This window comes from Micromonospora sp. RB23 (genome assembly GCF_053585025.1).
In genome coordinates this window covers 2,307,904-2,333,598 of record NZ_CM132111.1, presented here as the reverse complement: position 1 = coordinate 2,333,598, position 25,695 = coordinate 2,307,904, and the positions used below count along the sequence as shown (strand labels likewise).

At 71.1% G+C, this 25,695-nt stretch carries 22 protein-coding genes; 10 read left to right on the top strand and 12 right to left on the bottom strand.

What is annotated here, in order from left to right:
- Positions 1 to 244: 244 nt before the first annotated feature.
- Positions 245 to 1,357: a hypothetical protein gene (locus ACTFTM_RS10725; RefSeq protein WP_449565645.1), complete on the bottom strand. Its 1,113-nt coding sequence runs from the start codon at positions 1,355 to 1,357 to the stop codon at positions 245 to 247.
- 218 nt (positions 1,358 to 1,575) lie between these two features.
- On the opposite strand from ACTFTM_RS10725, the gene ACTFTM_RS10720 reads away from it, so the two are divergent.
- The gene (locus ACTFTM_RS10720) at positions 1,576 to 1,848 is read left to right on the top strand and encodes a hypothetical protein (protein WP_449565644.1); all 273 of its coding nucleotides are present in this window, start codon (positions 1,576 to 1,578) and stop codon (positions 1,846 to 1,848) included.
- Between the two features lie 129 nt (positions 1,849 to 1,977).
- On the opposite strand, the gene ACTFTM_RS10715 is transcribed toward ACTFTM_RS10720, so the two are convergent.
- Entirely contained in the window at positions 1,978 to 2,268 is a 291-nt protein-coding gene (locus ACTFTM_RS10715) for a flavin reductase (RefSeq protein ID WP_449565643.1), read from the bottom strand.
- A gap of 428 nt (positions 2,269 to 2,696) precedes the next feature.
- On the opposite strand from ACTFTM_RS10715, the gene ACTFTM_RS10710 reads away from it, so the two are divergent.
- Positions 2,697 to 2,906 carry a helix-turn-helix transcriptional regulator gene (locus ACTFTM_RS10710; protein ID WP_425728022.1) on the top strand — a complete coding sequence of 70 codons (210 nt, stop codon included), beginning with the start codon at positions 2,697 to 2,699 and terminating at the stop codon, positions 2,904 to 2,906.
- 319 nt (positions 2,907 to 3,225) lie between these two features.
- Here the strand turns inward: ACTFTM_RS10710 and ACTFTM_RS10705 are convergent, their stop codons facing one another.
- The gene (locus ACTFTM_RS10705) at positions 3,226 to 4,494 is read right to left on the bottom strand and encodes an Nramp family divalent metal transporter (protein ID WP_449565642.1); all 1,269 of its coding nucleotides are present in this window, start codon (positions 4,492 to 4,494) and stop codon (positions 3,226 to 3,228) included.
- A gap of 179 nt (positions 4,495 to 4,673) precedes the next feature.
- On the opposite strand from ACTFTM_RS10705, the gene ACTFTM_RS10700 reads away from it, so the two are divergent.
- The 3 genes from ACTFTM_RS10700 to ACTFTM_RS10690 are packed head-to-tail and all read left to right on the top strand — an operon-like array spanning position 4,674 to position 6,969.
- The gene (locus ACTFTM_RS10700; RefSeq protein ID WP_355050404.1) at positions 4,674 to 5,081 is read left to right on the top strand and encodes a GntR family transcriptional regulator; all 408 of its coding nucleotides are present in this window, start codon (positions 4,674 to 4,676) and stop codon (positions 5,079 to 5,081) included.
- A gap of 20 nt (positions 5,082 to 5,101) precedes the next feature.
- Positions 5,102 to 5,992: an ABC transporter ATP-binding protein gene (locus ACTFTM_RS10695; protein ID WP_449565641.1), complete on the top strand. Its 891-nt coding sequence runs from the start codon at positions 5,102 to 5,104 to the stop codon at positions 5,990 to 5,992.
- Positions 5,989 to 6,969: an ABC transporter permease gene (locus tag ACTFTM_RS10690; RefSeq protein ID WP_449565640.1), complete on the top strand. Its 981-nt coding sequence runs from the start codon at positions 5,989 to 5,991 to the stop codon at positions 6,967 to 6,969. Before ACTFTM_RS10695 ends, ACTFTM_RS10690 begins: the two co-directional genes overlap by 4 nt.
- 58 nt (positions 6,970 to 7,027) lie before the next feature.
- On the opposite strand, the gene ACTFTM_RS10685 is transcribed toward ACTFTM_RS10690, so the two are convergent.
- Positions 7,028 to 7,855, bottom strand: a complete 828-nt coding sequence (locus tag ACTFTM_RS10685) for an ABC transporter permease (RefSeq protein ID WP_449565639.1) — start codon at positions 7,853 to 7,855, stop codon at positions 7,028 to 7,030.
- Complete coding sequence (locus ACTFTM_RS10680; protein ID WP_449565638.1) at positions 7,852 to 8,817, bottom strand: ATP-binding cassette domain-containing protein; 966 nt, start codon at positions 8,815 to 8,817, stop codon at positions 7,852 to 7,854. The genes ACTFTM_RS10685 and ACTFTM_RS10680 overlap by 4 nt, the downstream gene beginning before the upstream one ends.
- A gap of 89 nt (positions 8,818 to 8,906) precedes the next feature.
- Between ACTFTM_RS10680 and ACTFTM_RS10675 the strand changes: the two genes are divergently transcribed.
- A complete protein-coding gene (locus tag ACTFTM_RS10675; protein WP_449565637.1) occupies positions 8,907 to 9,245 on the top strand; it encodes a hypothetical protein in 339 nt (112 codons plus the stop codon).
- Here ACTFTM_RS10675 and ACTFTM_RS10670 read toward each other — a convergent pair.
- From ACTFTM_RS10670 to ACTFTM_RS10650, 5 genes are all read right to left on the bottom strand, one after another.
- Complete coding sequence (locus ACTFTM_RS10670) at positions 9,242 to 10,504, bottom strand: ROK family transcriptional regulator (RefSeq protein ID WP_449565636.1); 1,263 nt, start codon at positions 10,502 to 10,504, stop codon at positions 9,242 to 9,244. The two genes, ACTFTM_RS10675 and ACTFTM_RS10670, sit on opposite strands and share 4 nt — an antisense overlap.
- A gap of 112 nt (positions 10,505 to 10,616) precedes the next feature.
- Positions 10,617 to 11,723, bottom strand: coding sequence for a substrate-binding domain-containing protein (locus tag ACTFTM_RS10665; RefSeq protein WP_449565635.1), 1,107 nt, complete (start codon positions 11,721 to 11,723; stop codon positions 10,617 to 10,619).
- Positions 11,724 to 11,774: 51 nt separating this feature from the next.
- Positions 11,775 to 13,073 carry a multiple monosaccharide ABC transporter permease gene (mmsB, locus tag ACTFTM_RS10660; protein ID WP_449565634.1) on the bottom strand — a complete coding sequence of 433 codons (1,299 nt, stop codon included), beginning with the start codon at positions 13,071 to 13,073 and terminating at the stop codon, positions 11,775 to 11,777.
- Positions 13,070 to 14,617 (bottom strand): multiple monosaccharide ABC transporter ATP-binding protein, encoded by a 1,548-nt coding sequence (gene mmsA, locus ACTFTM_RS10655; protein WP_449565633.1) that lies wholly within the window; start codon positions 14,615 to 14,617, stop codon positions 13,070 to 13,072. The genes mmsB and mmsA overlap by 4 nt, the downstream gene beginning before the upstream one ends.
- Before the next feature lie 506 nt (positions 14,618 to 15,123).
- On the bottom strand, positions 15,124 to 16,302 hold the full coding sequence (locus ACTFTM_RS10650) for a glutathione-independent formaldehyde dehydrogenase (protein ID WP_449565632.1): 1,179 nt from the start codon (positions 16,300 to 16,302) through the stop codon (positions 15,124 to 15,126).
- Between the two features lie 157 nt (positions 16,303 to 16,459).
- Between ACTFTM_RS10650 and ACTFTM_RS10645 the strand changes: the two genes are divergently transcribed.
- Positions 16,460 to 18,139, top strand: a complete 1,680-nt coding sequence (locus ACTFTM_RS10645) for an ATP-binding cassette domain-containing protein (RefSeq protein WP_449565631.1) — start codon at positions 16,460 to 16,462, stop codon at positions 18,137 to 18,139.
- Positions 18,129 to 19,574 (top strand): aminotransferase class V-fold PLP-dependent enzyme, encoded by a 1,446-nt coding sequence (locus tag ACTFTM_RS10640; protein ID WP_449565630.1) that lies wholly within the window; start codon positions 18,129 to 18,131, stop codon positions 19,572 to 19,574. The genes ACTFTM_RS10645 and ACTFTM_RS10640 overlap by 11 nt, the downstream gene beginning before the upstream one ends.
- Here the strand turns inward: ACTFTM_RS10640 and ACTFTM_RS10635 are convergent, their stop codons facing one another.
- The gene (locus tag ACTFTM_RS10635) at positions 19,575 to 19,973 is read right to left on the bottom strand and encodes a hypothetical protein (RefSeq protein ID WP_449565629.1); all 399 of its coding nucleotides are present in this window, start codon (positions 19,971 to 19,973) and stop codon (positions 19,575 to 19,577) included. It lies immediately after the preceding gene.
- A 294-nt stretch (positions 19,974 to 20,267) separates the two neighbouring features.
- Here ACTFTM_RS10635 and ACTFTM_RS10630 point away from each other — a divergent pair, with 294 nt between their 5' ends.
- Together ACTFTM_RS10630 and ACTFTM_RS10625 are read left to right on the top strand one after the other, a co-directional pair.
- Positions 20,268 to 21,524 carry a family 16 glycosylhydrolase gene (locus ACTFTM_RS10630; RefSeq protein ID WP_449565628.1) on the top strand — a complete coding sequence of 419 codons (1,257 nt, stop codon included), beginning with the start codon at positions 20,268 to 20,270 and terminating at the stop codon, positions 21,522 to 21,524.
- A 154-nt stretch (positions 21,525 to 21,678) separates the two neighbouring features.
- Positions 21,679 to 22,701, top strand: coding sequence for a DUF4331 family protein (locus ACTFTM_RS10625; RefSeq protein WP_449565627.1), 1,023 nt, complete (start codon positions 21,679 to 21,681; stop codon positions 22,699 to 22,701).
- On the opposite strand, the gene ACTFTM_RS10620 is transcribed toward ACTFTM_RS10625, so the two are convergent.
- Positions 22,698 to 25,661, bottom strand: coding sequence for a fibronectin type III domain-containing protein (locus ACTFTM_RS10620; protein ID WP_449565626.1), 2,964 nt, complete (start codon positions 25,659 to 25,661; stop codon positions 22,698 to 22,700). The genes ACTFTM_RS10625 and ACTFTM_RS10620 overlap by 4 nt on opposite strands.
- Positions 25,662 to 25,695 lie beyond the last annotated feature (34 nt).

Below are 25,695 nucleotides of genomic sequence, written 5' to 3'. Positions count from 1 at the left end.
CCGGTCAGCGCCCGGGCGCTTGGCGGTCCCGTCGCCCGTCGTGGGTCGCACTCGACCGTTGTACGCGCGTCGCTGACCCTTCAAGATCGTGCTGGATCCTTGTTGTCGTGGTGTCGGGCGGCCGGGATGCCACTACCTCCAGGATCCGGGACGATCTTGGCGGCGCGAGGGTCGAGCGCCGTCCCCGAGCCCGGACGGTGGCGGTAGAACGGCCACGCGCCGACCTCCCGCATCGATCATGGAGTCAGCGTCGGTCGGTGTGCCGCCGCCAGAGCAGTCCGGCCACGGCGAGGAGCGCCAGCAGCGTCCCGCCGCCAGCCGCCAGCGACCACACCTGACCGCCACCGGTGCCGGCCGCCTGCGCCGCCGGGCTGGCCGCGGGGGCCGACGGCGGAGCCGCCGTGGTGGACTCCGCGGGATGACCGGCGAGGGCCGCCGTCGCCGGATACCGCAGGATCGTCGGACGGCTGCCGGCCGGTTGGTCGGCGGACTCGGAGACGGTGAGCAGCGAGCGGCCGTCACGGCTGTAGGTGATCGACTCGCCCTGCGGCTCGTCGGGCAGGGGCGTGATCCGCGGGGTGCCCGAGGTCAGCGCGCCGACCAGGTCGTCGTCGGGCACGTCGTACTCGAACGCGTCGGCGTAGCTGCGCAGCACCACCCGGCGGCCGTCCGGGGCGCTCGCCGCGCCGGTCACGACGCCCCGGCCGAGAAACGAGAACGGGTTGCTGGTCGTGGTGGACGGCAGGACCACCTTGCCCACGGAGGCCAACGGCGTAGTGGCACCCGGCTTCAGCGCGGTGGTCGGGGCGTACAGGACGACGGTGCCGCTGCCACCCTTGGTGATGACCAGCGGCCGGCCGGACGCGTCGATCAGCAGCGCCTCCGCGTCGTGCGGATTGTCCGGGTACCGCATCCGGTACAGCACCGGCCGGTCCGCGTCCGCCGCGAGCCGCCACAGCGCGATCGTCTCGCGGTTGCGGTCGTTGTCACCGATGTCGGCGACCCAGACGGCGCCGTCCCGGCCGACAGCCAGGTCCTCGGTGTCCCGGGGCCGGGAGGGGTAGCTGACCGCCCGCGCCACCGTGCAGCGCTTGTCGAGGAAGAAGATCCGTCGGCGGGCCTCGTCGTCGGCGCCGTCGTTGACCACGACGTACCCGTCGTCGGTGGCGACCATCCCGGACAGCTCGTTCAGCCGCTTGTCGCGGATCTCGCACACCGGGTCGCCCGCCCTCGCGGCACCGGCCGCCGCCGGAGCCGCCGGTACGGCCACGGCCAGTGCCGCCGCGCCCGCCAGGAGAGCCGCCACCGCTGTCGCGCGGACGCGCCGCCCCCGGGTCACCCACCCGCGTACCCGCATCGTCCGCCTCCTCGCCGCGGCCGGTGGCCCGGCCGTCCCGCCCATCCTGGCCGATCGCGGACCGCGACGGCGACCAACCGCGCGGACCCGACGCATCCGAGCCCGAACGCCACGCGGACCGTGCCGGACGGCGGGTGGTGACGCCACGAGTGAGGACGGCGGCGGCGGGTAGGCAGCGGCCCGGCGTCATGTCGACATCCGCCGGGCAGGAGGCTTCGATGAGTACGTACCGGGATGAACAGGGCGACCAGTTCCCTCCCCCGGAGGCGGACGCGGCCGAACAACGGCAGGACGCGTTCGACGTGGGACCGCCGGACCGGGTCTCCGGCGACGTGGACCCGGAGGCGTCCGAGGCCGACCTGGCCGAGCAGGGCGCCCTGCCGGCGGGCGTCCTGGAGGAGGCGACGTCCCTGCCGGCCGACGCCAACCCGGCGGACGCCCTGGAGCAGCGGCAGGAGATCCCCACCCGCGACGAGGGTCGCCGCACCTGATCCGCGCCGGTCGCGCCCCGCTGGGGAACTCCGCCCCGACCGGCCGCACCCGACCCCGCCGGTCGCGCCGCTTCCGCCATCAGGGACTGCCGGCTGGCGGTGCCCGGCCCTACGGGCGGGGTACGTCGCTTAGAACCAGCGGAAGTGACCGGAGTCGCGGGGTCGGTGGGCGGCCGATGCCTGCTTGACCCAGCCCAAGAACCGGCGGTAATGCTCCACCGGGTCGGGTGCGGTCCGGTACAGGCCGGTCAGGTCCCGGCTCGCCTCAGTCAGGCAGTCGGCCATGTCCACCCCGAGCAGCTTTGGCTCGTCCGAGTAGTCGGCCACGAGTTCGACTTTCGCCTGCTCGCACGGCCAGGGATGCACGCAGGACGCGCAGAACCAGAACGGCCGGACCGGGGCGTGCCGTTGGCCACTCACTGCTGACCCCCGTGGTAGCGGACCGGCGACCATCGGCCAGGTCGGCGCAGGGTCGACGACTGGCTGTGAATGATCGAATTGACCATTCCGAAGATGACGCCGGGTGCCCGTTGGACCCGTTCGAGGTCATCGGTCATTCGCGCGATGGCGGCCAGCCGACCCCGGACATCGAACAGCTCTCGCCGGGCGCCCAGGAGTGACGCCTCAAGCTGGCGCACGCGATCGTGTAACCGCTCTACCTCTTGTTCCTGTTCCACTTCAGCCTCCGGGGGGTGGGTTCGAATGGGGCATCCACCGTCGCCGGGCTCCACCCCAGCGACGACGAGGCGTGATCGATCCCACCCCAGGAGTAACGCCCCTGTCAACATTGGCGCGCAAATCCAAGCGCGCTCATATTGACCTGCTACCGGCGGTCTACCTTCGTTCGCATGGCAGATGGACCGGGCGAACTCGTCGCGGCGGGCGAGGTCCTGGCGATGCTCGGGGTGGGCCGCTCACGGTTCCGCCAGATCCAGCAGTCACCCCACTTCCCGGCTCCGTACGCTCGACTGTCGGTCGGTTCGATCTGGCTCAAGGCCGATGTAGAGAAGTACATCGCCGAGCACCGACGCCCCCGCCCAATCGACGAGGACGAGTAGCCCCGTCCGCCCGTTCCCGTGGCCGCCACTTTGAGCTGCCTAGACCCGGCACTCCCGCAGCCTGGACAGAGAAGCCCGGACGAGTGCACGGTCTTTATGGCGTTCGGTCCTGGAAGAACGAGCGGCCTCGCGGATTCGCCCCTGCCCGAGATCGACGCTGTTCGGGCGGGGCCGCCCCGCCCTCCGCAGGTAGGGCCTCATCTCGTCGGTCTAGTCGGCATCCGACCACGGCGTTTCGCCGCGTCGACAACTCCCATCGCTCAGCATGGAGCAGTCGCGCCTGGTGGGCCCGCTACCGGCGGCGACGTCCCCCACCGGCTCAGCCGGTGACGACCTGCCACAGCAGGAAGGCGTTGAGCGCGACGACCAGGGCGGCGACTGCGGACGCGGCGGCTGTGGTCAGCGGGTGGTTGACGAGGTTGCCCATGAGGTCACGGCGACGGGTGAAGGCGACCACCGGGATCAGCGCGAACGGGATGCCGAAGCTGAGGATGACCTGCGACAGCACGAGGGCGCGGGTGGGATCGAGGCCGATGGCCAGCACCGCCACGGCGGGGACCAGGGTGACCAGCCGGCGCAGCAGCAGTGGAACCCGGCGGCGCAGGAAACCCTGCATGATCACCTCACCGGCGTAGGTGCCGACGCTCGTCGACGCCAGCCCGGAGACCAGCAGGGCGACGGCGAACCCGAAGGCGGCGGCCGTGCCGATGCTCTCGCCCAGGCCGGCGTGCACGCCCTCCAGGCTGTCGGCGCCCACCGGGCCGCCGCCCCGGAAGCTGGCCGCCGCGATGAGCAGCATGGCGAGGTTGACCGCGCCCGCCGCCGTCAGGGCGAGCAGCACGTCGGCGCGTTGGCCCCGGAAGAGGGTACGGCGCTCGGCGTCGTCGGTCGCGGGGATGCGGTCGCGGGTCAGCGCGGAGTGCACGTAGATGACGTGTGGCATGACCGTCGCACCGAGGATTCCGGCGGCCAGCAGGACACTGTCGGTGCCCTGGAGCCGGGGCACCAGACCCGCCGCGGCCGAGCCCGGGTCGGAGCCGGCGGCGAGCAGGTTGGCCGCGAAGGCCAGGACGATGACGCCGAGCAGCACGGCGACGGCGATCTCGAAGGCGCGGAACCCGCGCGAGCGCAGGGCGAGCACGACGAACGCGGCAGCGCCGATGATCAGCCCGCCGGGCAGCAGCGGGATGCCGAACAGGAGGTAGAGGGCGACCGCTCCCCCGATCACCTCGGCCAGGTCGGTGGCCATCGCGACCAGCTCGGCCTGCACCCACATGATCCTGTTGACCGGGCGGGGCAGGCGCTCGCGGCACAGCTCGGGGAGGCTGCGGCCGGTGGCCAGGCCCAGCTTGGCGGTGAGTGTCTGCACCAGCATGGCCATCAGGTTGGCCACCACCACGACCCAGACCAGCAGGTACCCGTAGCGGGCGCCGGCCGCCGAGTTCGTGGCGAAGTTGCCCGGGTCGACGTACGCCACGGCGGCGACGAACGCCGGGCCGAGCAGGATCAGCCGTCCGCGTACCCGGCCCCGGGCGCGGGCGATCTGCAACGGTGTCGCCGTCGTCGCCCGGATGTCGTTGGTGACCATCGAGCACCTCCCCCTCGAGTACGGCTCGCGTGCCTGTTCCCTTCCCGGGCCGCTGACCCGTCGGTGCCAGTCGGTGGCCCACGGGTGCCACGGTCGCCTGGCGCTTGACAGGGGCGGCCCACCCGACCAAGCTGTCTCATAGTCCTACTGTCGTAGGACAACAGGAAGGATCATCACGAGTGATCGAGTTCGTGCTCGACAGCCGGTCGAAGGTGAACACCTACATGCAGCTCGTGCAGCAGGTGAAGCAGGCGCTGCGCGTCGGTCTGCTCGCACCCGGCGATCAGCTGCCGAAGGTTCGGGACGTCGCCCAGTCACTGGCGATCAACCCGAACACGGTGCTGAAGGCGTACCGGGAGTTGGAGATCGAGGGTCTGGTCGGTGGCCGACCCGGGGTGGGCACGTTCGTCCAGCGCACCCTGGCCGGCGCGTCCCTGCCCAACCAGGCCGAGCTGCGTGACGACCTCGTGGCGTGGTTGCAGCGGGCGCGGGCCGCCGGCCTCACGGCCGAGGACGTCGTCGCCCTGGTGGAGACCACGCTGCGCGCCACCCTCACCGACGACGCCCCACAGAAGGAACCCGCGTGAGCGGTACGAGAGGACAGAGGATGGAGATGGTCTTGGAGGCCGACCGGCTGGGCAAGCGGTACGGCAGAACGTGGGCGCTACGGGACTGTTCGTTGCAGCTTCCGGCCGGCCGGATCGCCGCGCTGGTCGGGCCCAACGGCGCGGGCAAGAGCACCTTGCTGCACCTGGCGGTCGGGCTGCTCAAGCCCGATGAGGGCGCGGTGCGGGTGTTCGACAGGTCGCCGTACGGCGACACGGAGGGGCTGGCCGACATCGGGTTCGTCGCCCAGGACACGCCGCTGTACCGGGACTTCACCGCCGCCGAGTTGGTCGTCGCCGGCGGCAAGCTGAACCGGCGCTGGGACGCCGCGCTGGCCCGGACCCGGTTGGCGCAGCTCGGGATACCGCCCGACAAGCCGGTCGGCAAACTCTCCGGCGGGCAACGGGCGCAGGTGGCGCTCGCACTCGCACTGGCCAAACAACCCCGGCTGCTGCTGCTCGACGAGCCGGTGGCGAGCCTCGATCCGCTGGCCCGTCGGGAGTTCCTCCAGTCGCTGATGGGCAGCGTGGCGGACTCCGGCACCACCGTTCTGCTCTCCTCGCACCTGCTGGCCGACCTGGAGCGCGTCTGCGACTACCTGATCGTGCTCAACGCGGCCCAGGTGCAGCTCACCGGCTCGGTCGACGACCTGGTTGCCGGGCACCGGCAGCTCGTCGGTCCGCGGCACGACGGCGGACCGATCGGGGGCGTGGCGCACGTGGTCCGGGCCAGCCACACCGACCGGCAGTCCACGCTGCTGGTACGCACCGACGGTCCCGTCACCGATCCCGCCTGGACGGTCCGCGACGTCAGCCTGGAGGACGTCGTCCTGGCCTACCTGGCCGACGGCACCGCCCAGACCAGTCACAGCGAGTGGGGAGTGGCGGCATGATCTGGCTGACCTGGCGGCAACACCGCAAGCTGGCGTTCTACACCCTCCTGGGATTCCTGGTGCTCGCCGCGGTGCTGGTGCCGATCGGCCTGTCGATGCGGAACACCTTCGCCGACCTCGGACTCGCGGAGTGTCTACGCCCGTCCACCCTCAGCGAGACTGCCGCACAGACCTGTGACGTGGGCCTGCGCCGCTTCAGCGACCGGTACGACAGTTTGAACCTGGTGGCGGTGCTGCTGATCACCCTGCCGGTGCTGGTCGGCCTGTTCTGGGGCGCGCCGCTGGTGGCTCGCGAGGTGGAGCAGGGCACCCACCGGTTCGTCTGGACCCAGGGCGTCGGCCGCACCCGCTGGGCGCTGGTGAAGTTCGGGCTGGTCGGCGGCGCCGTCGTGCTCCTCGCGGTCGGCTACGGACTGGGCATGTCGTGGTGGGTCGAACCACTTACCAAGGCAGCGCACGAGGGTCGACTCGGCGTGATCGTCTTCGACCTGCAGGGCATCGTGCCGATCGGGTACACCCTCTTCGCCGTGGCGCTCGGCATCTTCGCCGGCACCGTCTTCAAGCGGATGTTGCCCGCCATGGGCATCACCCTGGCCGGGTACATCGGCGTACGGGCGGCGGTGGAGATCCTGGCCCGACCGCACTACCAGCCGGCCAAAACCCAGACCTTCCCGATCGAGGGGGCCGGGATTCCGGAGGGCGACCGGGGCAACTGGGTTCTCGCCGTGGGAATCCGCGACGCCGACGGGACGATGGTCGCGGAGAACACCCGCATCCAGTGCCCCCCGGGCGGCAAGGGCCCGGACGGCCGAGCCTGCGGCGCCGACCTGGGTCTCGGGCCGGGCGCGTACAACTGGGAGATGTACCAGCCGGCGGACCGGTTCTGGCTGTTCCAGACCATCGAGACCAGCATCTTCGTCGCCCTCGCCGCGCTCCTGCTCTACCTCGCGGTGCGCCGCGTCCGCCGGATCGCGTAGCGGAAACGGGTGATCGCCGGAGCCACGGGGGCTCCGGCGATCACCCGTCAGCGCAGGCTCAGCGGCCCAGCCGCCGGTACCGGGCGACCGAGAGCGGCAGGAAAACGGCCACCAGCACGAGCGGCCAGGCCACCGCCAGCCACGGGTAGTGCTGCGCGGCCCAGGAGTCACCCCCTGAGCCCGGGTTGCCGAACAGCTCCCGGGTGGCGCCGACGGTCGCCGACAACGGGTTCCACGCGGCCACCGCGCCGAGCCAGGCCGGCATGGTCTCCGGCGCGACGAAGGCGTTGGAGAGGAAGCCGAGTGGGAACTCCAGGGTCTGGACGGCGACGACGGCTGTCTGTCCACGTGCGACCAGGCCGAGGAAGATGCCGACCCAGACCAGGGCGAACCGCAACAGCAGGATCAGTCCCACCGCGCCCAGCGCGGCGCCGACTCCGCCGTGTGCCCGCCAACCGACCGCGAGGCCCGTGACCAGCAGCACCGCCAGGGTGACCAGAGCGAACAGCAGGTCGGTCACCGCGCGGGCGACGAGCGGGGCGAGTGGTCCGACCGGCATCGAGCGGAGCCGGTCGATCATTCCGCGCTCCAGATCCTCAGCGACGGCGATCGTGGTGAGGCTGATGCCGAACACCATGGTCATCACGAACATGCCGGGCATCAGGAACTCCCGGTAGCCGCCCCCGTCGGGGACCTGCATCGCTCCGCCGAACAGATAGCCGAAGATCAGCACGATCAGGATGTTGAAGCCGAGTGAGGCGACCAGGGGCCCGGGGTCACGTCGCCACCGGGCCAGGCCCCGCCAGACAAGGGTGCCGGTGTCGGCCAGGGCGGTGGGCCGGCCGGGCGTCAGGTCCACCGTCGAGGGCGGGTACGTCGCGCTCACGCGGTCACCTCCGTCTTGACCCGGTGGCCGGTGACGTGCAGGAACACGTCGTCCAGGGTGGGTCGACGCAGGGCGACGTCGGCGACCGTGACCTGTGCGGCGTCGAGGGCCCGCAGCACCTCGACGAGCGCGCCGGCGCGGTGCCCGACGCCGACGCTGACCGCGCGCCGGTCCACGTCGACGGTGGGTTCGTCGTCGACGACCCGACGCACCTGCGCGACGGCGAGCGCGAGGTCGCTGGACTCCCCCACGACCAGCTCGATCCGGTCGCCGCCGAGCCGCGTCTTCAGCTCGTCCGGAGTGCCCTCGGCGATCACGCGTCCGGCCTCGACCACCGAGATCCGGTCGGCGAGCCGGTCGGCCTCGTCCAGGTGCTGCGTGGTGAGCAGGACCGTGGTGCCCGCACGGACCAACTCGCGAATCGACTCCCACACCTCGTTGCGGCCGCGCGGGTCCAGCCCGGCGGTGGGTTCGTCGAGGAACAGCACGGCGGGGGCCAGGACCATGCCGGCCGCCAGGTCGAGCCGGCGACGCATGCCCCCGGAGTACGCGCTGACCGGTCGCTCGCCGACGTCGGCGAGACCGAACCGTTGCAGCAACTCGACCGCGCGCTGCTGTGCCCGACGGCGTCCGAGGTGGAACAGCCGACCGAAGAGAACGAGGTTCTGCCGGCCGCTGAGCGCCTCGTCGAGCGCGGGGTGCTGCCCCACCAGGCCGATCCGGTAGCGCACCTGGTCGGGCTGGCGGGTCACGTCGAACCCGGCGACCTCGGCGCGACCCCCGTCGAGCCGCAGCAGGGTGGACAGGATCCGCACCGACGTGGTCTTGCCGGCCCCGTTGGGACCGAGCAGGCCGTACACCGTCCCGCTTCGCACCTCCAGGTCGAAGCCGTCCAGGGCGACGTGCTCCCGATATCGCTTCCGCAGCCCCTGGGCGACTATCGCCGTACCGCTCGTCGTCATGCCGATCCCCTTCCCGAGGTCTCACGTCGCGCCCACCGTACACGGTACGGTAGCGCATACGGCAAGGGGTGATCGATTAGCATCGGTGGATGACGATCTCGTTGGACGGCCGGCGGTTCGCCGCCGTGGCCGACGTGGTGGCCGGCGAGATCGGCACCGAGACGGTCTTCAGCTACCACGAGCGGGCGGGCGAGGTGTGGGCCGAGTACGCCGGTGGGTCCATCCGGCGCGGCTGTCTCGTCGGCACCCGCGACGGCGACCGCTTGGACTTCCGCTACGTGCAACTCAACGCCGCGGGCCAGACGTCCTCCGGGCACTGTGTCACCGAGGTGCGGGTGCTGGCCGACCAGCGCCTGGAACTGCACGAGTCCTGGGCCTGGGAGTCCCGGCCGGGCAACGGCACCAGCGTGGTGCGGGAGATCCCCTAGGCCGGCTCGGCGGAAACCGACGGACCGGCGACGCCGACGTTGAGCGGGTCGGCCAGCAGCTTGTCGAAGGCCAGCTCGGCGGCCCCGATGAGGACGGCGTCGCGGCCGAGTGCGGCGGCCCGCAACCGCAGGTGCTCACGGGAGGCGGGCAGCGGCATGGCGTCCAGTCGTCGCCGCACGGTGTCCGCGCCGGCGGTGAAGATGTCGCGCAGCGAACCACCGAACACGACGGCGTCGGGATTGACCACGTTGACCAGGTTGGCGACGCCGAACCCGAGCCAGTCGGCGACCCGCTCGACGGCGGCGCTGGCGGTCGCGTCGCCGTCCGCCGCCGCGCGCAGGACGTCGGCCACGGCGGCGCGGTCGTCGGGGTCGCGGCCGGCGTGCCGCAGCAGCGCGGCCTCCGAGATCTCGGTCTCCCAGCAACCGCGGGAGCCGCAGCCGCAGGGCAGTCCGTTCGGGTTGACCACCATGTGACCGACCTTGCCGCTGTGACCGCGGTGGCCGATCATCAACCGGCCGCCGACCACGATGCCGGCGCTGATGCCCAGGTCACCGTGCAGGTAGATGAGGTCGTCGATGCCGGGGGCCACGCCCCGGATGTGCTCGGCCAGGCCCGCGATGTCGGCCAGGTCTCCGGCCACGAATCCCGGGCAGGCGGTCAGCTCGGCCTCGAGCGCTGCGCTCAGGCCCTCCTCGACGCCGACGATCCGCAGGCCGCCGTCGGCGTCGCGGGTGGTGTCGGTGACGGCGACCGCGCCGCCGACCAGCAGCGCGTCGGGGGCGACGCCGCGCTCCATCCCGCGCACCAGGTCGGCCAGCGGGCGGACGGCGTCGAGGGCCGACATGCCACCGGGACGTGGAGCCTCCCGCAGGTCGAGGATGCGACCGCCGAGGCCGATCCGCGCCGCCCGCAGCCGGTCCGCGTCGATGCTGAGCGCGTGCGCGTAGACCCGGTCGGAGCGGGGGCTCACCACGAGGGAGGGACGGCCGGCGCGGCGGGTGATGGTCGGCGCCTCCTCGGTGACCAGACCACTGGCGGTCAGGTCGGCGGCGAGGGCGCCGATGGTGCTGCGGTTGAGGCCGAGACGGCTGGTCAACTCGGCCCGTGACGTCGGCCCGTGCAGGTGCACGTACCGCAGCACGGCGCCGAGGTTCTGCCGCCGGATCTCCTCCTGGCTCGCGCCGGGGACCGGAGGCAGTGGGGTGTCGGGGTTACGGCCGGCGCCCGCTGGCCTGGACCGCACGGGTGTCGCCACGGTCAGACCTCCTTCACGGATCGGTGCCGGGTGGACGATGGGGCACGGACGACGATGGGTCCCGGAAGAGGAGACCCGGGACCCATCGGCGGTGCTGCCTACCGTGTGGTGCTTACTTGGTGAGCGGCGCGAGCTTCGGGTCGTTGGCGTACGCCTCGGCCGCGTTGGCCTTGGTGACGGCGACCGGCGGGAGCAGGAACGTGTCGACGACCTTGCTGCCGTTGTTGTAGGACTTGGTGTCGTTCACCTGCGGGGTGTTACCGGCCTGGAGAGCCTTGACCATGTTGATGGTCTCCTTCACCAGGTTGCGGGTGTCCTTGTTGATCGTCATGTACTGCTCGCCCTTGACGATCGACTTGACCGACTCGACCTCGGAGTCCTGACCGGTGACCACCGGGATCGGCTTGCCGGCGCCCTTGACCGAGGTCAGGATCGCGCGGGCCAGGGTGTCGTTCGGGGAGAGGACGCCGTCCAGCTCCTTGTTGCCGTAGGTCGAGGTCAGCAGCTGGTCCATGCGGGCCTGCGCACCCTCGGCCTTCCAGCCCTGGATGGCGGTCTGCTTGACGTCCTTCTGACCCGAGGCGACGACGACGTTGCCCTTGTCGATCTCCGGCTTGAGCACGTCCATCGCGCCGTTGAAGAAGACACCGGCGTTGTTGTCGTCCGGCGAGCCGGAGAACAGCTCGATGTTGTACGGGCCGTTCGGCTTCTTGGCCTTCATGCCGTCCAGCAGAGCCTGGCCCTGGAGCTGGCCGACCTTGAAGTTGTCGAACGCGACGTAGTAGTCGAGGTCCGGCGTGTTGGTGATGAGGCGGTCGTACGCGATCACCTTGGCGCCGGCGGCGTGCGCGGCGGCGACCTGGGTCGACAGCTGCGCGGCGTCGGTCGCGCCGATGACGATGACCTTGGCGCCCTTGGTGGTCATGGCGGTGATCTGGGCCTGCTGGTCGGCGACCGTGGTCGACGCGCCGGCGTACTGCACGTCAGCCTGGAAACCGGCCTCCTTGAGACCGTTGGTGAACAGGTCACCGGCGAGGACCCAGTTCTCCGAGGTCTTGGCCGGAAGGGCGACACCGATCAGCGAGTTCGCCGCGAAGCCCTTGGCGTCGCCGCCCTTGGAGCCCGCGTCGTCGCCGTCGCGGCCGGAACCGCAGCCGGCCAGGGCCAGCATGGCGGCGGCGCTGATGGCCACCACCGACGTACCGAAGATCTTACGCATGGTGAGGACTTGCCTTTCTGGATGTGAGACGGGTGGAGAGGTCGGTGGCCGTCAGCCGGACACCGCTGCCTTGGCGGGCTCGCGCTCCGCGTCCGGCGGTGAGGCGGGTGGGGCGGAGTCCTCGCGGCGGAACGGCCGCATCAGGCTCCCGATGATGGAGAAGCGCCCCTGGCTCTTGTTGTAGACGTCGATCGCGACCGCGAGCAGCAGCACGAGGCCCTTGATGATCTGGACCTTGTCGGTGCCCACGCCCTCGAGCTGGAGGCCGTTGTTGAGCACGGCCATCACCAGACCACCGACGATGGAACCGCTGATGGTGCCGATGCCGCCCGCGACGGCGGCGCCACCGATGAAGACGGCGGCGATGGCGTCCAGCTCCCAGCCGTTGCCGTCCTGCGGGCCGGAGGCCGCCGAACGGGCCACGAAGATCATGCCGGCCAGCGCGGCCAGGATGGACATGTTCATCATGACGAGGAAGTTGACCCGCTTGAGCTTCACGCCGGACAGCTCGGCCGCCCGGGAGTTGCCGCCGACCGCGTAGATGTGCCGGCCGCCCGCGGTGTTGCGGGTGTAGAAGGAGTACGCGATGACCAGCGCCACGAGGATGATGCCCGAGATCGGGAAGCTGGTGCCGACGCGACCGCTGGCGAAGCGCAACGACGCGAACGCGATCACGCCGACCATGACGGCCATCCGCAGGATCGAGATCCACACCGGGGCCGGATCGGCGTCCATGGCCCGGCGGGTCTTGCGCGCCTGGAGCTCCCGCCACACCACGGCCACCGCGGCGGCCAGGCCGAGCAGCAACGTCGCGTTGTTGTAGCCGGTGTTCGGCCCGAACTCGGGCAGGAAGCCGGAACCGATCTCCCGGAAGCCCTCCGGCACCGGGATGGTGTTGGCGTTGCCGATGAACTGGTTGCCACCGCGGAAGAGCAACATTCCCGCCAGGGTGACGATGAACGCCGGCACCCCGATGTAGGCCACCCAGAAGCCCTGCCAGGCGCCGATCACCGCGCCGATGGCGAGGCCGAACACGATGGCGAGCGGCCAGGGCAGGTTCCACTCGGCCATCGACTTGGCGACCAGGATGCCGGTGAACGCCGCTACCGAGCCGACCGAGAGGTCGATGTGCCCGGCGACGATCACCATGAGCATGCCGATGGCCAGGATCAGGATGTACGAGTTCTGCTGGAACAGCGCGATCAGGTTGTCCGACCGCAGCGTCAGCCCGTTGGTCCAGATCTGGAAGATCAAGACGATCAACACCAGGGTGAAGATCATCCCGAACTGACGGGCGTTGGAGGTCGTGCCTCCAAACAGGTTCTTCTGAAGGTCCTTGATACGGCTCATCGGGTGGCCAACTTCTTCGTCGAGGTCATCTGCTTCATGAGGGTCTCCGGGTCCGCGTCAGCCCGAGCGATCTCGCCCGTGATGGCGCCTTCGAACACGGTGTAGATGCGGTCGCAGAGCCCGATCAGCTCAGGCAGCTCCGAGGAGATGACGATGACGCCCTTCCCCTGGTCGGCGAGCCGCTGGATGATGCCGTAGATCTCGTACTTCGCGCCCACGTCGATGCCGCGGGTCGGCTCGTCGAGGATCAACAGGTCCGGGTCGGTGAACATCCACTTGGCCAGGACGACCTTCTGCTGGTTGCCACCGGAGAGCTTGGAGACGCCCTCGTCGACCGTCGGGGCCTTGGTCCGCAGCTCCTTGCGGTACGCCTCGGCCGCCTGGTACTCCTCGACCTCGTCGAGCACGCCGCGGTGCGTGATCTTGGACAGCTTGGCGGCCACCGTCGACGTCTTGATGTCGTCGAGCAGGTTGAGGCCGAGCGCCTTGCGGTCCTCGCTGACGTACGCGAGGCCGTGGTCGATGGCGTCCGCCACCGACTTCAGGACGATCTCCTTGCCGTCCTTGATGATCGTGCCCGACTCGTACACCCCGTAGGAGCGGCCGAAGACGCTCATCGCGAGTTCGGTGCGGCCCGCGCCCATCAGGCCGGCGAAGCCGACGATCTCGCCGCGGCGCACCACGAAGCTCTCGTTCTTGCAGACCTGGCGCTCGGCGGAGATCGGGTGCCGGACGTTCCAGTTGCGGACCTCGAAGAAGACGTCGCCGATCTTCGGGGTGTGGTCCGGGAAGCGGCTGCTCAGCTCGCGACCCACCATGCCCCGCACGATCCGGTCCTCGTCGACACCCTCGGCCTTGACGTCCAGGGTCTCCACGGTCTTGCCGTCGCGCAGGATCGTGATCTGGTCGGCGATCGCCTCGATCTCGTTGAGCTTGTGCGAGATCATGATCGAGGTGATGCCGCGGGAGCGGAAGCCGCGCAGCAGGTCGAGCAGGTGCCGGGAGTCCGCCTCGTTCAGGGCGGCGGTCGGCTCGTCCAGGATGAGGAGCTTGACGTCCTTGGCGAACGCCTTGGCGATCTCGACGAGCTGCTGCTTGCCGACGCCGATGTCCTTGACCAGGGTGTCCGGGTTCTCCTCCAGACCGACCCGGGCCATCAGGTCGAGCGCCATCCGGTTCGCGGCCTTCCAGTCGATCGCGCCCCGCTTGCGCGGTTCGTTGCCGAGGAAGATGTTCTCGGCGATCGACATGCCGGGGATGAGCGCGAGCTCCTGGTGGATGATCACGATGCCGGCGCTCTCGCTCGCCCGGATGTCGGAGAACTTGCTCTCCGAACCCTGGTAGACGATCTGGCCGTCGTAACTGCCGTACGGGTAGACCCCGCTGAGCACCTTCATCAGCGTGGACTTGCCCGCACCGTTCTCCCCGCAGATGGCGTGGATCTCACCGGCGCGAACCACCAGGTTGACGTCGGAGAGGGCCTTGACTCCGGGGAACTCCTTGGTGATGGAGCGCATCTCAAGGAGGATCGGCACGTCGCTCATAGCTCGTACCACCTCGCCAACGTCATCGGTTGCCTCCGGAAGGTTGAACCTTCACTTGGTTTTGTTGTTGACGGCAACGTATTGCGGTGAGCAGGCCATCCGCAAGGCGAGGGGGTGTTGAAAATGTAACAATCCGGCAATATAGACGAAGCAGAGTATTCGCCCGTCACGCCGGCCCCACCAGTCGCTGGTGGCACGATGGACCGCTGCTGGCAACGTTGTCAAATGCGAAGCCTACGGCCGGTCCGCACCGATCACCACCAGCAGGCTCGCCACCAGGCACGATCCGCCTCGGCCGGCGCGAAATTCCGTACCCCCGGCCCGGAGCGGCATCGAACGATCATGATCGAGCCACGACGTCGCCTCTCCGCCCAGGACGCCTCGGCCGGTCACGGCCCGCGATGTGACCCACGCCTCCACCGACCGAAGAGATCGACGGCCGCCACCCCGCAGTTCCGTCCGGAGAAGCACCCGACGACCGTTTGGTCCGGCTCGGAGTCGACCGGTCAGCTCGGGCGCAGCACCGCCTTGATCACTCCATCCTCGCGGCGGTCGAAGCGGCGGTACAGATCCGGCGCGTCGTCGAGGGCGCCGTGGTGGGTCACGATCACACCGGGCCGGGCGCGACCGGCGACGACCATGTCCCGCAGCAGCACCGTGTAGCGGCGGTCGTGCGTACGCCCGAACCGTACGGCGACGCCCTTGGTGAACAGCGTCCCCCAGGGCGCGACGAGATCCTCGCGGGCGCTCGCGCCTGGCCGCGGGTGCAGGTCCTTCTCGGGGTAGACGCCGGCAACGGCGATCGAGCCGGCGGGGTTGACCAGCCGGGCGGCGTCGGCGATCACCTGGTCCGGACGCTCCTGGTCGGGGTGGTCGCGGTCGCGCGCCTGGAAACCGACCGCGTCGATGACCCGGTCGATCCCGCCCAACTTCTCCTCGCCCAGCGGCAGACCGGCCCGCGCGCGGTCGGCGCGGATCTGCTCCACCGGGTCACCGAGGCGGAAGTCGACCGGAACCGCGCCGAGTTCACCGGCCTTGTCGAGCCGGGCATCCACCCCGTCGACGCAGTAGACGACCCGTGCGCCCCGCAGCAACGCCGAGTACGCCCCGAGCAGGCCGATGGTGCCCGCGCCGAACACCGCCACGGTGTCACCGGCCCGCACCTCGGCGAGGGTCGCTGCGGCATGCCAGCCGGTCACGAACGCGTCGGCGAGCAGCACGAAGTCGTCCTCGTACGCGTCGCCCGGCTCTCCCGGCACGGGTACGCAGTTCGCGTCGGCCCACGGCACCCGCAGCAGGTCGGCCTGGGCGCCCCGGTACGGCCCCATCCCGGCGTAGCCGTACGCGGCGCCGGGCCCCTCGGCCCGTGCCCGCAGGCAGGCCGCCGAGAGCCCGCGGGAGCACATCACGCAGGTACCGCAGAACAGGTGCGTGGGAATCACCACGCGGGTACCGGGTCGCACGGTCTGCACCGCCGAGCCGATCTCCTGCACCACACCCAGTGGTTCGTGGCCGAACACCAACCCCGGCTCCGCGCCGGTACGTCCGTCGTACATGTGCAGGTCCGTGCCGCAGAGGGCGCTGGACGTGATCCGTACGAGCGCGTCCGTCGGCGCCTCGATCGTCGCGTCGGGCACCTCCCGCACCGCGACGTCCCGGACGCCCACGTAGACGACGGCTCTCATACCGGCTCCTTCTCAGGTGGTGGAGCGTCGGACTTCCCCCGGTCGGCTGATTCATGCCAGGGCGATCATCGGACGGGGCTGTCCGCCGCGCGACGTAGCATCGGCGAAGCACGATGTCAGGCGCACCACGTCACCCAACGGATCGGGCACCTTCGACATGACGACCGAGCAGACCACGTCCCCACCGCGCACCGGCGTCGGCATCGTGGCCCGTGACCTGGGCGCGACCGTCCGAGGTGGACGCCGTGTCCTGGACGACATCTCCCTGACCGTCGCGCCGGGCGAGCTGGTCGCGATCATCGGCGTCAGCGGCGCGGGCAAGACCACACTGCTGGAGACGCTGGCCGGGGTCCGCAGACCGGCGGCCGGCAGCGTGGCGTACGACGATGGTGGCGTCCCGGGCGCGGTCGGTTTCGTCCCGCAGGACGACATCATCCACCGCGAGCTACCGCTGGCCCGCACCCTGCGGTACGCGGCCCGGCTGCGCCTGCCGTCGGGGACCGGCCCGGCCGAGGTGTCCCGCCGGGTTGCCGAGGTGCTCGCCGAGTTGCGGCTCACCGAGCGGGCCGACGTGCCGGTGGGCCGCCTCAGCGGCGGCGAGCGCAAGCGCGCCAGCATCGCCGTCGAGCTGCTGACCCGGCCCGGCGTGTTCTTCCTCGACGAGCCCACCTCCGGGCTGGACCCGGCGATCGCCGTGGACCTCCTGCGGGCGCTGCGGACGCTCGCCGATGCCGGCGCCACCGTCGTGCTCACCACCCACCAGATCACCGACGTGGACCGCTGCGACCGGGTGGTCGTGCTGACCCGCGAGGGCCGGTTGGCGTACGCCGGCACGCCCGCCGCCGCCCGGGAGTTCTTCGGCCTGCGGTCCCTCGCGGAGGTGCACCTGCTGCTCGACGAGGAGTCCGACCAGGGTGTGTGGCCCGAGCGCTTCGCCGCGTCCCGTGCTGTCGAACCGACCGCCGGCACGGCCGACCCGGGCGGCCGGGGTCAGGGACGGCCGGCCGGACGGCTGCGCCAGTGGTGGGTGCTCGCCGCGCGCAACGCCGAGATCGTCGCCCGCAACCGGCTGACGCTGGCGATCCTGCTCGGCTCGCCCCTGATGGTGCTGGGGATGTTCGCGCTGCTGTTCCGCCCCGGCGCGTTCGACCCGGCCAGCCCGAGCCCGACCGTCACCGTGATGATCCTGTTCTGGATCGCGTTCGGCGGCTTCTTCTTTGGCCTGACCTACGGGCTGCTCCAGATCTGCACGGAGCTGCCGATCCTGCGCCGGGAGCGCCTGACGGGTGTCCGGCTGCTGCCGTACCTGATGGCGAAGGTCGCGGTGCTGCTGCCGCTGCTCGCCCTGGTGGACCTGGCCCTGCTCGGGGTGCTGCGCGGCATGGACCGGCTGCCCCCGGTCGGCGGCGGCGACTTCGCGGCCCTGTACGCGACCCTGCTGCTCTCCTCGGCGGCCGCGCTCGCGCTCGGCCTGCTGTGCTCCGCGGCCGTCTCGGACGCAGCCCAGGCGACCCTCATGCTGCCGATGCTGTGCTTCCCGCAGGTGCTGTTCGTCGGGGCGATCCTGCCCGTGCCGGCCATGGCGGGCGGCGGCCGGTGGCTCAGCTACGCGATGTCGAACCGGTGGGCGTTCGAGGGGTTGGGGCACACCGCCGGCGTGGAACGACTGTGGCGCGACGGGAACTCGCCGCTCGGCCCGCCGCTGTTGCAGACGTACGGCGACAGCTTCTCCCGGCCGATCGTCCTCGACTGGCTGGTGCTCGGCGGGTTCGTGCTGCTCTCGCTCGCCGCGACCTGGGCGGTGCTGGTCCGCAGGGAGGCCCGCCGTGCGTCCTGAGCAGGCCGCTCCTCTCTCGCCGACGGCCCTGCCCGGGTACGCCGACACCGCGCGGATCGACGAGCTACGCGCCACCGAATACCCGCACCTCGACCGGGACGGGCAGGTCTACCTGGACTACGCCGGCGCCGGGGTGACCGCGCGGGCCCAGGTGCGGGCGCACCACGACCGGCTGCTGGCGGGCCCGTACGGCAACCCGCACTCGGAGAGCCCCACCAGCGCGGCGGCGGGCGCACTGGTGGAGTCCGCCCGGCAGGCGGTGCTCGACTTCTTCTCCGCCGACCCTGCCGAGTACGCGGTGGTGTTCACCCCCAACGCCAGCGGCGCCTGCCGGCTGGTCGGCGAGGCGTACGCCTTCGGACCGGCCGCACCCTTCGCGCTGACCTGGGACAACCACAACTCGGTCAACGGCATCCGCGAGTACGCCCGGTCGGCCGGCGCGGCGGTGCGGTACGTGCCGTTGGGCGGCCCGGAGTTGCGGGTCGCCGAGGCCGACCTGGTCTCGGTGCTCGATGTCGGCAGCGGGGGTCGCGCCGGTCGTGGGCTGTTCGCGTACCCGGCGCAGAGCAACTTCTCCGGCGTGCAGCATCCCCTGGAGTGGGTCGAGCTGGCCCACCGGCACGGCTACGACGTGCTGCTGGACGCCGCCGCGTTCGCCGCCACGAACCGGTTGGACCTGCGCGCCGTCCGACCCGACTTCGTCTGTCTGAGCTGGTACAAGCTCTTCGGCTATCCCACCGGTGTGGGCGCGCTGCTGGCGCGTCGTGACGCGCTGGCACGGCTGCGCCGTCCGTGGTTCGCCGGTGGCACCATTCGCGCGGTCAGCGTGCAGGGTGACTGGCACCGCTCGATGGACGACGAGTCGGCGTTCGAGGACGGCACCCTCAACTTCCTGAGCATCCCGGACGTGGAGTTCGGGCTGCGGTGGCTCGACGCGATCGGCGTGGACCTGGTGCACACCCGGGTCGGCCTGCTCACCGCGTGGTTGCTGGACCGCCTGAGCGCGCTGCGGCACCGCGACGGCCAACCGCTGGTGCGGGTGTACGGGCCGGCCACGGGCGAGGGCCGGGGCGCGACCGTCACGTTCAACGTTCTGCGGCCGGACGGCGCGCCGGTCGACGAGCGGCTCGTCGCCCGGGAGGCCGCCGCGGCGGGCTTCTCCCTGCGGACGGGGTGCTTCTGCAATCCGGGGGCGGGCGAGGGCGCGTTCGGCATCACCCGGCAGACGCTGCGGGGACGTCTGCTCGCCCAGATCGGCACGATCGACGAGTACCTCGACGCGCTGGCGCTGCCGACCGGCGGCGCGGTCCGGGTGTCGTTCGGGCTGGCGTCGACGGCGGCCGACGCCGAACGCTTCGTCGCCTTCGTGGAGTCGTCCTACCTGGACCGGGACGGCGACTCCGGGCCGCCGCTGCCGCCCCGGCTTCGCTGTTGACTAGCCGACCTGGGCCACCGACGCGGGGCGGTGCTTGATCTCCTCCATGAACGCGAACCGGGCGGTCAGCTCGGCGAGCGTCGTCCCCTCCTGCCACGCCGAGGCCACCTGGGCGACCTGGAGCAGGTCCATGCAGTCGCCGCGTGCCAGCACCTCGCCCGCGGACCGGACGTCGATCATGAAGTATCGGGCCTGCGAGCCCAGCCCGACGCAGACCACGCCCTGATCGGAGTGCAGCTCGGCGCAGGTGAACCGGGCGCGCCCCTGCTCGGGAGCGGTCACGCGACCGATGTCGAGCCGCTGGCGGGCGGCGGTCTCGATGAGCGCGGGGGCCAGGCCACCCCGCTCGACCAGGTCGGGGTAGAGGCGCACACCCAGCGCCGTCGACGCGTCGCTCATGACTGACTCCCACTTCCTTGTGACAGAGACCAGCAGCACGCAGGTTACGGGGAGGTTTCCTGCGGACCTCGTCATCCTGTCCCGCGTGGACGCTCCACGGCAATAGGAAGTGTCGATTCGACCGCTATCGAGGGATGCGATCGGGCGGTAACGGACCGTCGCGGCATTGGAAACACTCTTGACAGAAAGGCCGCTACATAGACATGCTTCGCTTTGGAGAGCGCTCTCCGCACTCCTCCGCCGCGCCGCCTCCGACGCGCCGCCTCCACTACCCACCTCGCCGAGGAGCCTCCCGTGTTCAGAGCCCGACCCACCTCCCGAAGCCGCCCCCTCCTCCTCGCGGCGGTCGCCCTCGTCACCACCCTCGCCTCACTCACCCTCCCGGGTCAGTCCGACCGCGCCGAGGCCGCCATCGGACCGATCACCTGGCAGGACGAGTTCAACGCCCCGGCCGGCACGCCCGTCGACGCGAACAAGTGGCGCTTCGACATCGGCGGCGGCGGCTGGGGCAACAACGAGCGGCAGTACTACACCAACAGCACCAGCAACGCCGTCCACGACGGCCAGGGCAACCTCGTCATCACGGCCCGCCGGGAGAACCCCGCCAACTACCAGTGCCACTACGGCCGCTGCGAGTACACCTCGGCCCGGCTCCTGACGGCGGCGACCTTCACCCAGACGTACGGCCGTTTCGAGGCCCGCATCAAGATCCCCCGCGGCCAGGGCATCTGGCCGGCGTTCTGGATGCTCGGCACCGGCGGCGGATGGCCCGACGCCGGCGAGATCGACGTCATGGAGAACATCGGCCGGGAGCCCAACACCGTCTACGGCACCGTCCACGGTCCCGGATACTCGGGCAGTGGCGGCATCACCGGCAGCCGCACGATCGGCGGTCCGCTCGCCGACGGCTTCCACGACTACCGGGTGGACTGGGAGCCGGGCGCGATCACCTGGTACCTGGACGGGGTGCAGTACCACCGGGTCGACCCGGCCCGCCTCGGCGGCAACCGGTGGGTGTTCGACCACCCGTTCTTCATGATCCTCAACGTGGCGGTCGGCGGAAACTGGCCCGGCTACCCGGACGGCTCCACCCAGTTCCCGCAACAGATGCTCGTCGACTACGTCCGGGTGTCGAGCTACACCTCCGACGGCGGCAACCCGCCGTCCGGCACCACGCGCATCCGGGGAGCGCAGAGCGGGCGCTGCATCGACATCCCGAGCGCCAACCCCGTCGAGGGTGCCAAGCTGCAGATCTGGGACTGCAACACGACCGCTGCGCAGGCGTGGACCTTCGCCTCCGACGGGACCGTCCGGGCCATGGGCAAGTGCATGGACCCGGCCTGGGCCGGCACGGCCAACGGCACCGAGGTCAACCTGGTCAGCTGCAACGGCAACCCGGCCCAGCGCTTCACGCTCAACGGCGCGGGCGACCTGGTCAACCTCAGCGCCAACAAGTGCGTCGACGTACGGGAGGCCAACCCCAACAACGGCGGCAAGCTGCACCTGTGGGACTGCCTCGGCGCGTCCAACCAGAAGTGGTCCCGCTTCTGACGAGATCGGCACGAGCGAACGGGCCGTCCGAGCGCTGCGCTCGGACGGCCCGTTCGCGTGGACCGCGGTATCCCGAACCCGATTCGGTCGGGCGATCAGGCTGCGACCGCTATGTTCGGTTTAGTCCGGAAATAGCCGTCACGGGAGTGAGCCCATGTCGCACCACCTCGACACCCCCCTCGCCGCCCAGGGAGGTCAGCTCTACATCGACGACCTGTACGTCTTCGACGGCGACGGCGCCACGGTGTTCGTCATGGACGTCAACAGCTCGGTGACCAGGGCCGACATCAAGCGCGGCTTTCACGCTGAGGCCCGCTACGAGTTCAAGGTTCACTTCAACGGGGCGGACATCGAGGAGCTGACCTACCGGTTCGCGTTCGGCGAGCCGGACGGCAACGCCACGCAGACCCTCCAGCTGTACGAACTCACCGGCGCCGACGCCCGCGACGACGCCGCCATGGGCACTCCCATCGCCGAGGGCCGGACCGGCGAGATCACGACCGGGCAGCGCGTCCGGGTCTGGGCGGGCCGGATCACCGACCCGTTCTACATCGACCTCGACGAACTCGCCACCATCAACGGCGCCGTCAAGAACGGCGCGAAGGTGGACCGTTCGGCCTGGCGGGCCGACCAGGCCAAGAACAGCTTCGCCGGCACCACCGTCGAGTCGATCGTCCTGGAGGTCTCCCACGACGAACCGCTGCTGCGCCCGGGCACCGAGATCGGCGTCTGGTGCCGGACGCTGCTCGCCACCGACGCGGGCGGATGGCGGCAGATCAACCGCGCCGGCCACCCCATGATGTGGCCCGTGTTCTGGCCCCACGACACCGACTTCTCGGACCCGGCGAACTTCCGGCACCCCCGCCAGGACCTCCCCGAGGACGGGGAGGAGATCGCCAAGGCGATCGCCGGGGTCGTCGCGGCGAACGGCACCGCGCCGGACCCGCAGGCGTACGGCTGGAGCGTCGCCCGGGCGCTCTACCCCGACGTGCTGTCGTACACGGTGGGCACGGCCGCGAACTACGGCTTCGCGGTCCGCAACGGCCGCACCATGGCCGACAACGCGCCCGAGGTGATGTTCTCCCTCGTCCTCAACACGGGGACCACGTCGGGCCTCACCCCCGACGTCACGAAGGCGGCCCGCGCCGACGCGTTCCCGTACGTGGTGCCGGCCTAAGCGACCGAGTGCGTCACGACCGCCACGTAGTTGCCGGCCACCTTCGCGGGCGGGAACGTCACCGACAGCGTCGGGTTCCAGGTGGCGGAGTTCGGGCCGCCGGTCTGCCCGGACCAGCCGGCGGCGGTACGCGGACCGTCCAGCACCGCGCCGGGCTGCGGAAGGAACGTCCCGGTGCCGGTGGTGGCGAGGGCAGGGCCGGAGGCGTACGTGACGTTGCTGTTCGGAATGGTCTCGGCCGGCGTGCCGGAACCCGTGGTGAAACTCGTGGTCGAGACGACGCTGACCCACTGTCCCGAGAGCGGTCCACGGTCGTCGGTCACGGTCACCGGGCCGAGTTGACCCGCGACGCCGGTCGCCTGGGAGGTGACGGTGCCGAGTGCGGAGATCGCCGGGACACTGATGGAGAGCCCTCCGAGCGGGTTGATGACCAGTTCGACACCGCGGGTGTCGGACTGGTCGAACGAGTCGGTCACCCGGACGGTGAAGGAGAACGTCCCAGCTGTCGTGGGGGTGCCGGAGAGCAGGCCGGTGACCGGGTCGAGGCTCAGGCCGGGAGGCAGGGCTCCGGCGCTGACCGACCAGGCGAAGGGGCTCGTGCCGCCCGTCACCGTGAGCTGGTACTGGTACGGCACGTACGCCTTGCCCGGTGGTGGCGGCGCGAAGTTCAGCGTCGGCGGCGGGTTGACGGTCACCGAGGCGGACGGGGCCGACTGCGGGCCGGTCCCGGCGGCGTTGATCGCGGCCACCCGGAAGGTGTAGGTGGCGCCGGCGGTCAGCCCGGTGACGACCTGGGTCGTGGCGGTGTCGGTGAACGTCTGCGGGGTCTGCGCCACCCCGTTGAGGTAGGGAGTCACCGTGTAACCGGTGATCGGCGACCCTCCGTTTGCCGGTGCCGTCCAGCTCAGCCTGGCGGCGGTCGTTCCCCCGGTGACCGAGGTGATGGTCGGGGCGGCCGGCAGGGTGTACGGGACCACCGCCGCCGAGGCGGGGCTGGCCGCGCTGGTGCCGTACGCGTTCACCGCCGCAACCCGGAAGGTGTACGAGGAGCCGGCGGTCAGCCCGGTCAGTGTGCGGCTGGTGGTGGAGGCGTCGAAGGAGAGGGTCGGTTGGGTGACGCCGTCCCGGATCGGGGTGACGAGGTAGGTCGTGATCGGACTGCCGTTGCTCGCCGGGGCGGTCCAGCTCACGGTGGCGCTGGTGACACCCGCGACGGCCGTGGGCGCGGCCGGCGTGGCGGGCGCCGAGGCGTAGACGTAGGTCGCCGACCCCGCGACGCCTCGGGTGACGACGCTGACCGTGACGGTCGCCGCGCTGGACCGGGCGGGCATCGAGGAGATGCCGAGGGTGCCGTCGGGGTTGACGGTGAAGCAGCCGGCCGCCGGGCCGGAGGTGCACGGCAGCAGGAGCACCGACGTGGCGGACTGCTGTTCGGCGGTCGTACCGATGGTGATCGCGGTCGCTCCGGTGAGGTTGCTCCCGCCGACGGTGACGGCGATGCCCCCGGCGATCGAGCTCTGCGCCGGGGTGACGGTCACGGTGGAGGGGGCGGTGGCTGGCGCGATGCCGGTGGCGATGCCGGAGTAGCCCGGGTTCGCGTCGATCGACGACGAGGTCGCCACGGTGGCCGTCTGGATCAGGGCCGGCGTCACCCCGGTCGCGGTGACGGTGGCGACGACCGTGATCGGTGGCAGGAAGGTGCCGCCGGGGAACGGGCCGTTGCTGTTGGTGCAGGTGATGCTCTGGCCCGATGGCGCGCCGCAGACCCAGCCGGTGCCGAACGCGCCGCGCGGCGTGACGCCGGCCGGAACGGTCTGGGTGACGGAGATCGGCGATGTCTCGGTGGCGCCGGCGTCGACCCCCGCGGTGATCGAGTAGGTGACGGGGTCACCGGGCTGCGGGGTGGGGCCGACCGCGCTGGTCTGCGACACGTTGAGGTCCGGCACCTGGTTGAAGCTGACCGCCCGTGCCTCGTCGATCTCGTGGAAGTCGGTGACCGATCCGGTCGAGCCCACCCACCCGAAGGCGAGTTGCCGGGGGTAGCCGTCGGCGTTCAGCCAGGTCGGCGACGGATACAGGCTCGGCGACACGACCGGGAGCGCGCCCTGAAGCGTCTGCGCGGAACCGCCGACCGGGGTGAAGCGGATCCGGTACTGCCCGGCGGGGGTGGTGATCCCGGTGTCCGTGGTGTACGGGGAGGCGGTGGTGTTGATGACGACCTCGACCGGCACCACGGACGCCGCCCGGGTGCTGGCCCGCAGCGCCAGGGCGGGAGCCGAGGTGCTGCCGGCGGTGCTGTTGATCGCGCAGTAGCCGACGCCGTTGCGGCCCGGGCCACGGACCACGACCTGCCCGGGAACGCGTCCCCCGGTGGTGTTGATGTACGGCGGGTTCGTGCAGCCGGTGCCCTGGTAGGTGCTGCTGCTGAAGTTGCCGAAGACGTCCAGCCCGATGCCCAGATATCCGTTGGACAGGCCCGCCGACACGCCATTGAACGCCGCCGAGTAGCCCAGCGACCCACCGGACTGGCCGAGAGTCGCCGGGGATCGCGGGTTGGCGGGGTCGACGGCGGCCAGCGCGAAGGCGAGGCCGTCCGCGCCCGGGTTGGAGCCGCCGTACTGGTAGGTGTTGAACATCAGGTGCAGGCCCTGCGAGGTGGGCACGCTCACCGCGCCGAACACACCACCCTGCCGGTTGGCCGTGGCGGGGGTGAGGCGCAGCTTACCCGCGCCCTGTGGGTCGGTGGAGGTGGTGCAGCTCAGCAGCGGGCCCGTGGTGGAGTTGCCAGCCGCGCTCAAACAGGCGGCGTTGGTCGCGCCGGCCGCGGGCACGCCCGGCAGCACCACCGGGCCGATGCCGTTCGCGGTGTTGTTGTGAAAGGGCTGGTCGAACAGGACGGATCCGGCCGCCGACGCCGGTAGCGGTGCGAGCATCAGGGCTCCCAGGGTCACGACGACCACCAGCGCCACGGTGCTCGTCGGACGAGACCGCCGC

Excerpts from the sequence above, each read along its gene's own strand:
- ACTFTM_RS10725 (WP_449565645.1), bottom strand. The coding sequence starts at position 1,357 with ATGCGGGTACGCGGGTGGGTGACCCGGGGGCGGCGCGTCCGCGCGACA.
- ACTFTM_RS10720 (WP_449565644.1), top strand. The coding sequence starts at position 1,576 with ATGAGTACGTACCGGGATGAACAGGGCGACCAGTTCCCTCCCCCGGAG.
- ACTFTM_RS10710 (WP_425728022.1), top strand. The coding sequence starts at position 2,697 with ATGGCAGATGGACCGGGCGAACTCGTCGCGGCGGGCGAGGTCCTGGCG.
- ACTFTM_RS10705 (WP_449565642.1), bottom strand. The coding sequence starts at position 4,494 with ATGGTCACCAACGACATCCGGGCGACGACGGCGACACCGTTGCAGATC.
- ACTFTM_RS10695 (WP_449565641.1), top strand. The coding sequence starts at position 5,102 with ATGGAGATGGTCTTGGAGGCCGACCGGCTGGGCAAGCGGTACGGCAGA.
- ACTFTM_RS10690 (WP_449565640.1), top strand. The coding sequence starts at position 5,989 with ATGATCTGGCTGACCTGGCGGCAACACCGCAAGCTGGCGTTCTACACC.
- ACTFTM_RS10680 (WP_449565638.1), bottom strand. The coding sequence starts at position 8,817 with ATGACGACGAGCGGTACGGCGATAGTCGCCCAGGGGCTGCGGAAGCGA.
- ACTFTM_RS10675 (WP_449565637.1), top strand. The coding sequence starts at position 8,907 with ATGACGATCTCGTTGGACGGCCGGCGGTTCGCCGCCGTGGCCGACGTG.
- ACTFTM_RS10665 (WP_449565635.1), bottom strand. The coding sequence starts at position 11,723 with ATGCGTAAGATCTTCGGTACGTCGGTGGTGGCCATCAGCGCCGCCGCC.
- mmsB (WP_449565634.1), bottom strand. The coding sequence starts at position 13,073 with ATGAGCCGTATCAAGGACCTTCAGAAGAACCTGTTTGGAGGCACGACC.
- mmsA (WP_449565633.1), bottom strand. The coding sequence starts at position 14,617 with ATGAGCGACGTGCCGATCCTCCTTGAGATGCGCTCCATCACCAAGGAG.
- ACTFTM_RS10650 (WP_449565632.1), bottom strand. The coding sequence starts at position 16,302 with ATGAGAGCCGTCGTCTACGTGGGCGTCCGGGACGTCGCGGTGCGGGAG.
- ACTFTM_RS10645 (WP_449565631.1), top strand. The coding sequence starts at position 16,460 with ATGACGACCGAGCAGACCACGTCCCCACCGCGCACCGGCGTCGGCATC.
- ACTFTM_RS10635 (WP_449565629.1), bottom strand. The coding sequence starts at position 19,973 with ATGAGCGACGCGTCGACGGCGCTGGGTGTGCGCCTCTACCCCGACCTG.
- ACTFTM_RS10625 (WP_449565627.1), top strand. The coding sequence starts at position 21,679 with ATGTCGCACCACCTCGACACCCCCCTCGCCGCCCAGGGAGGTCAGCTC.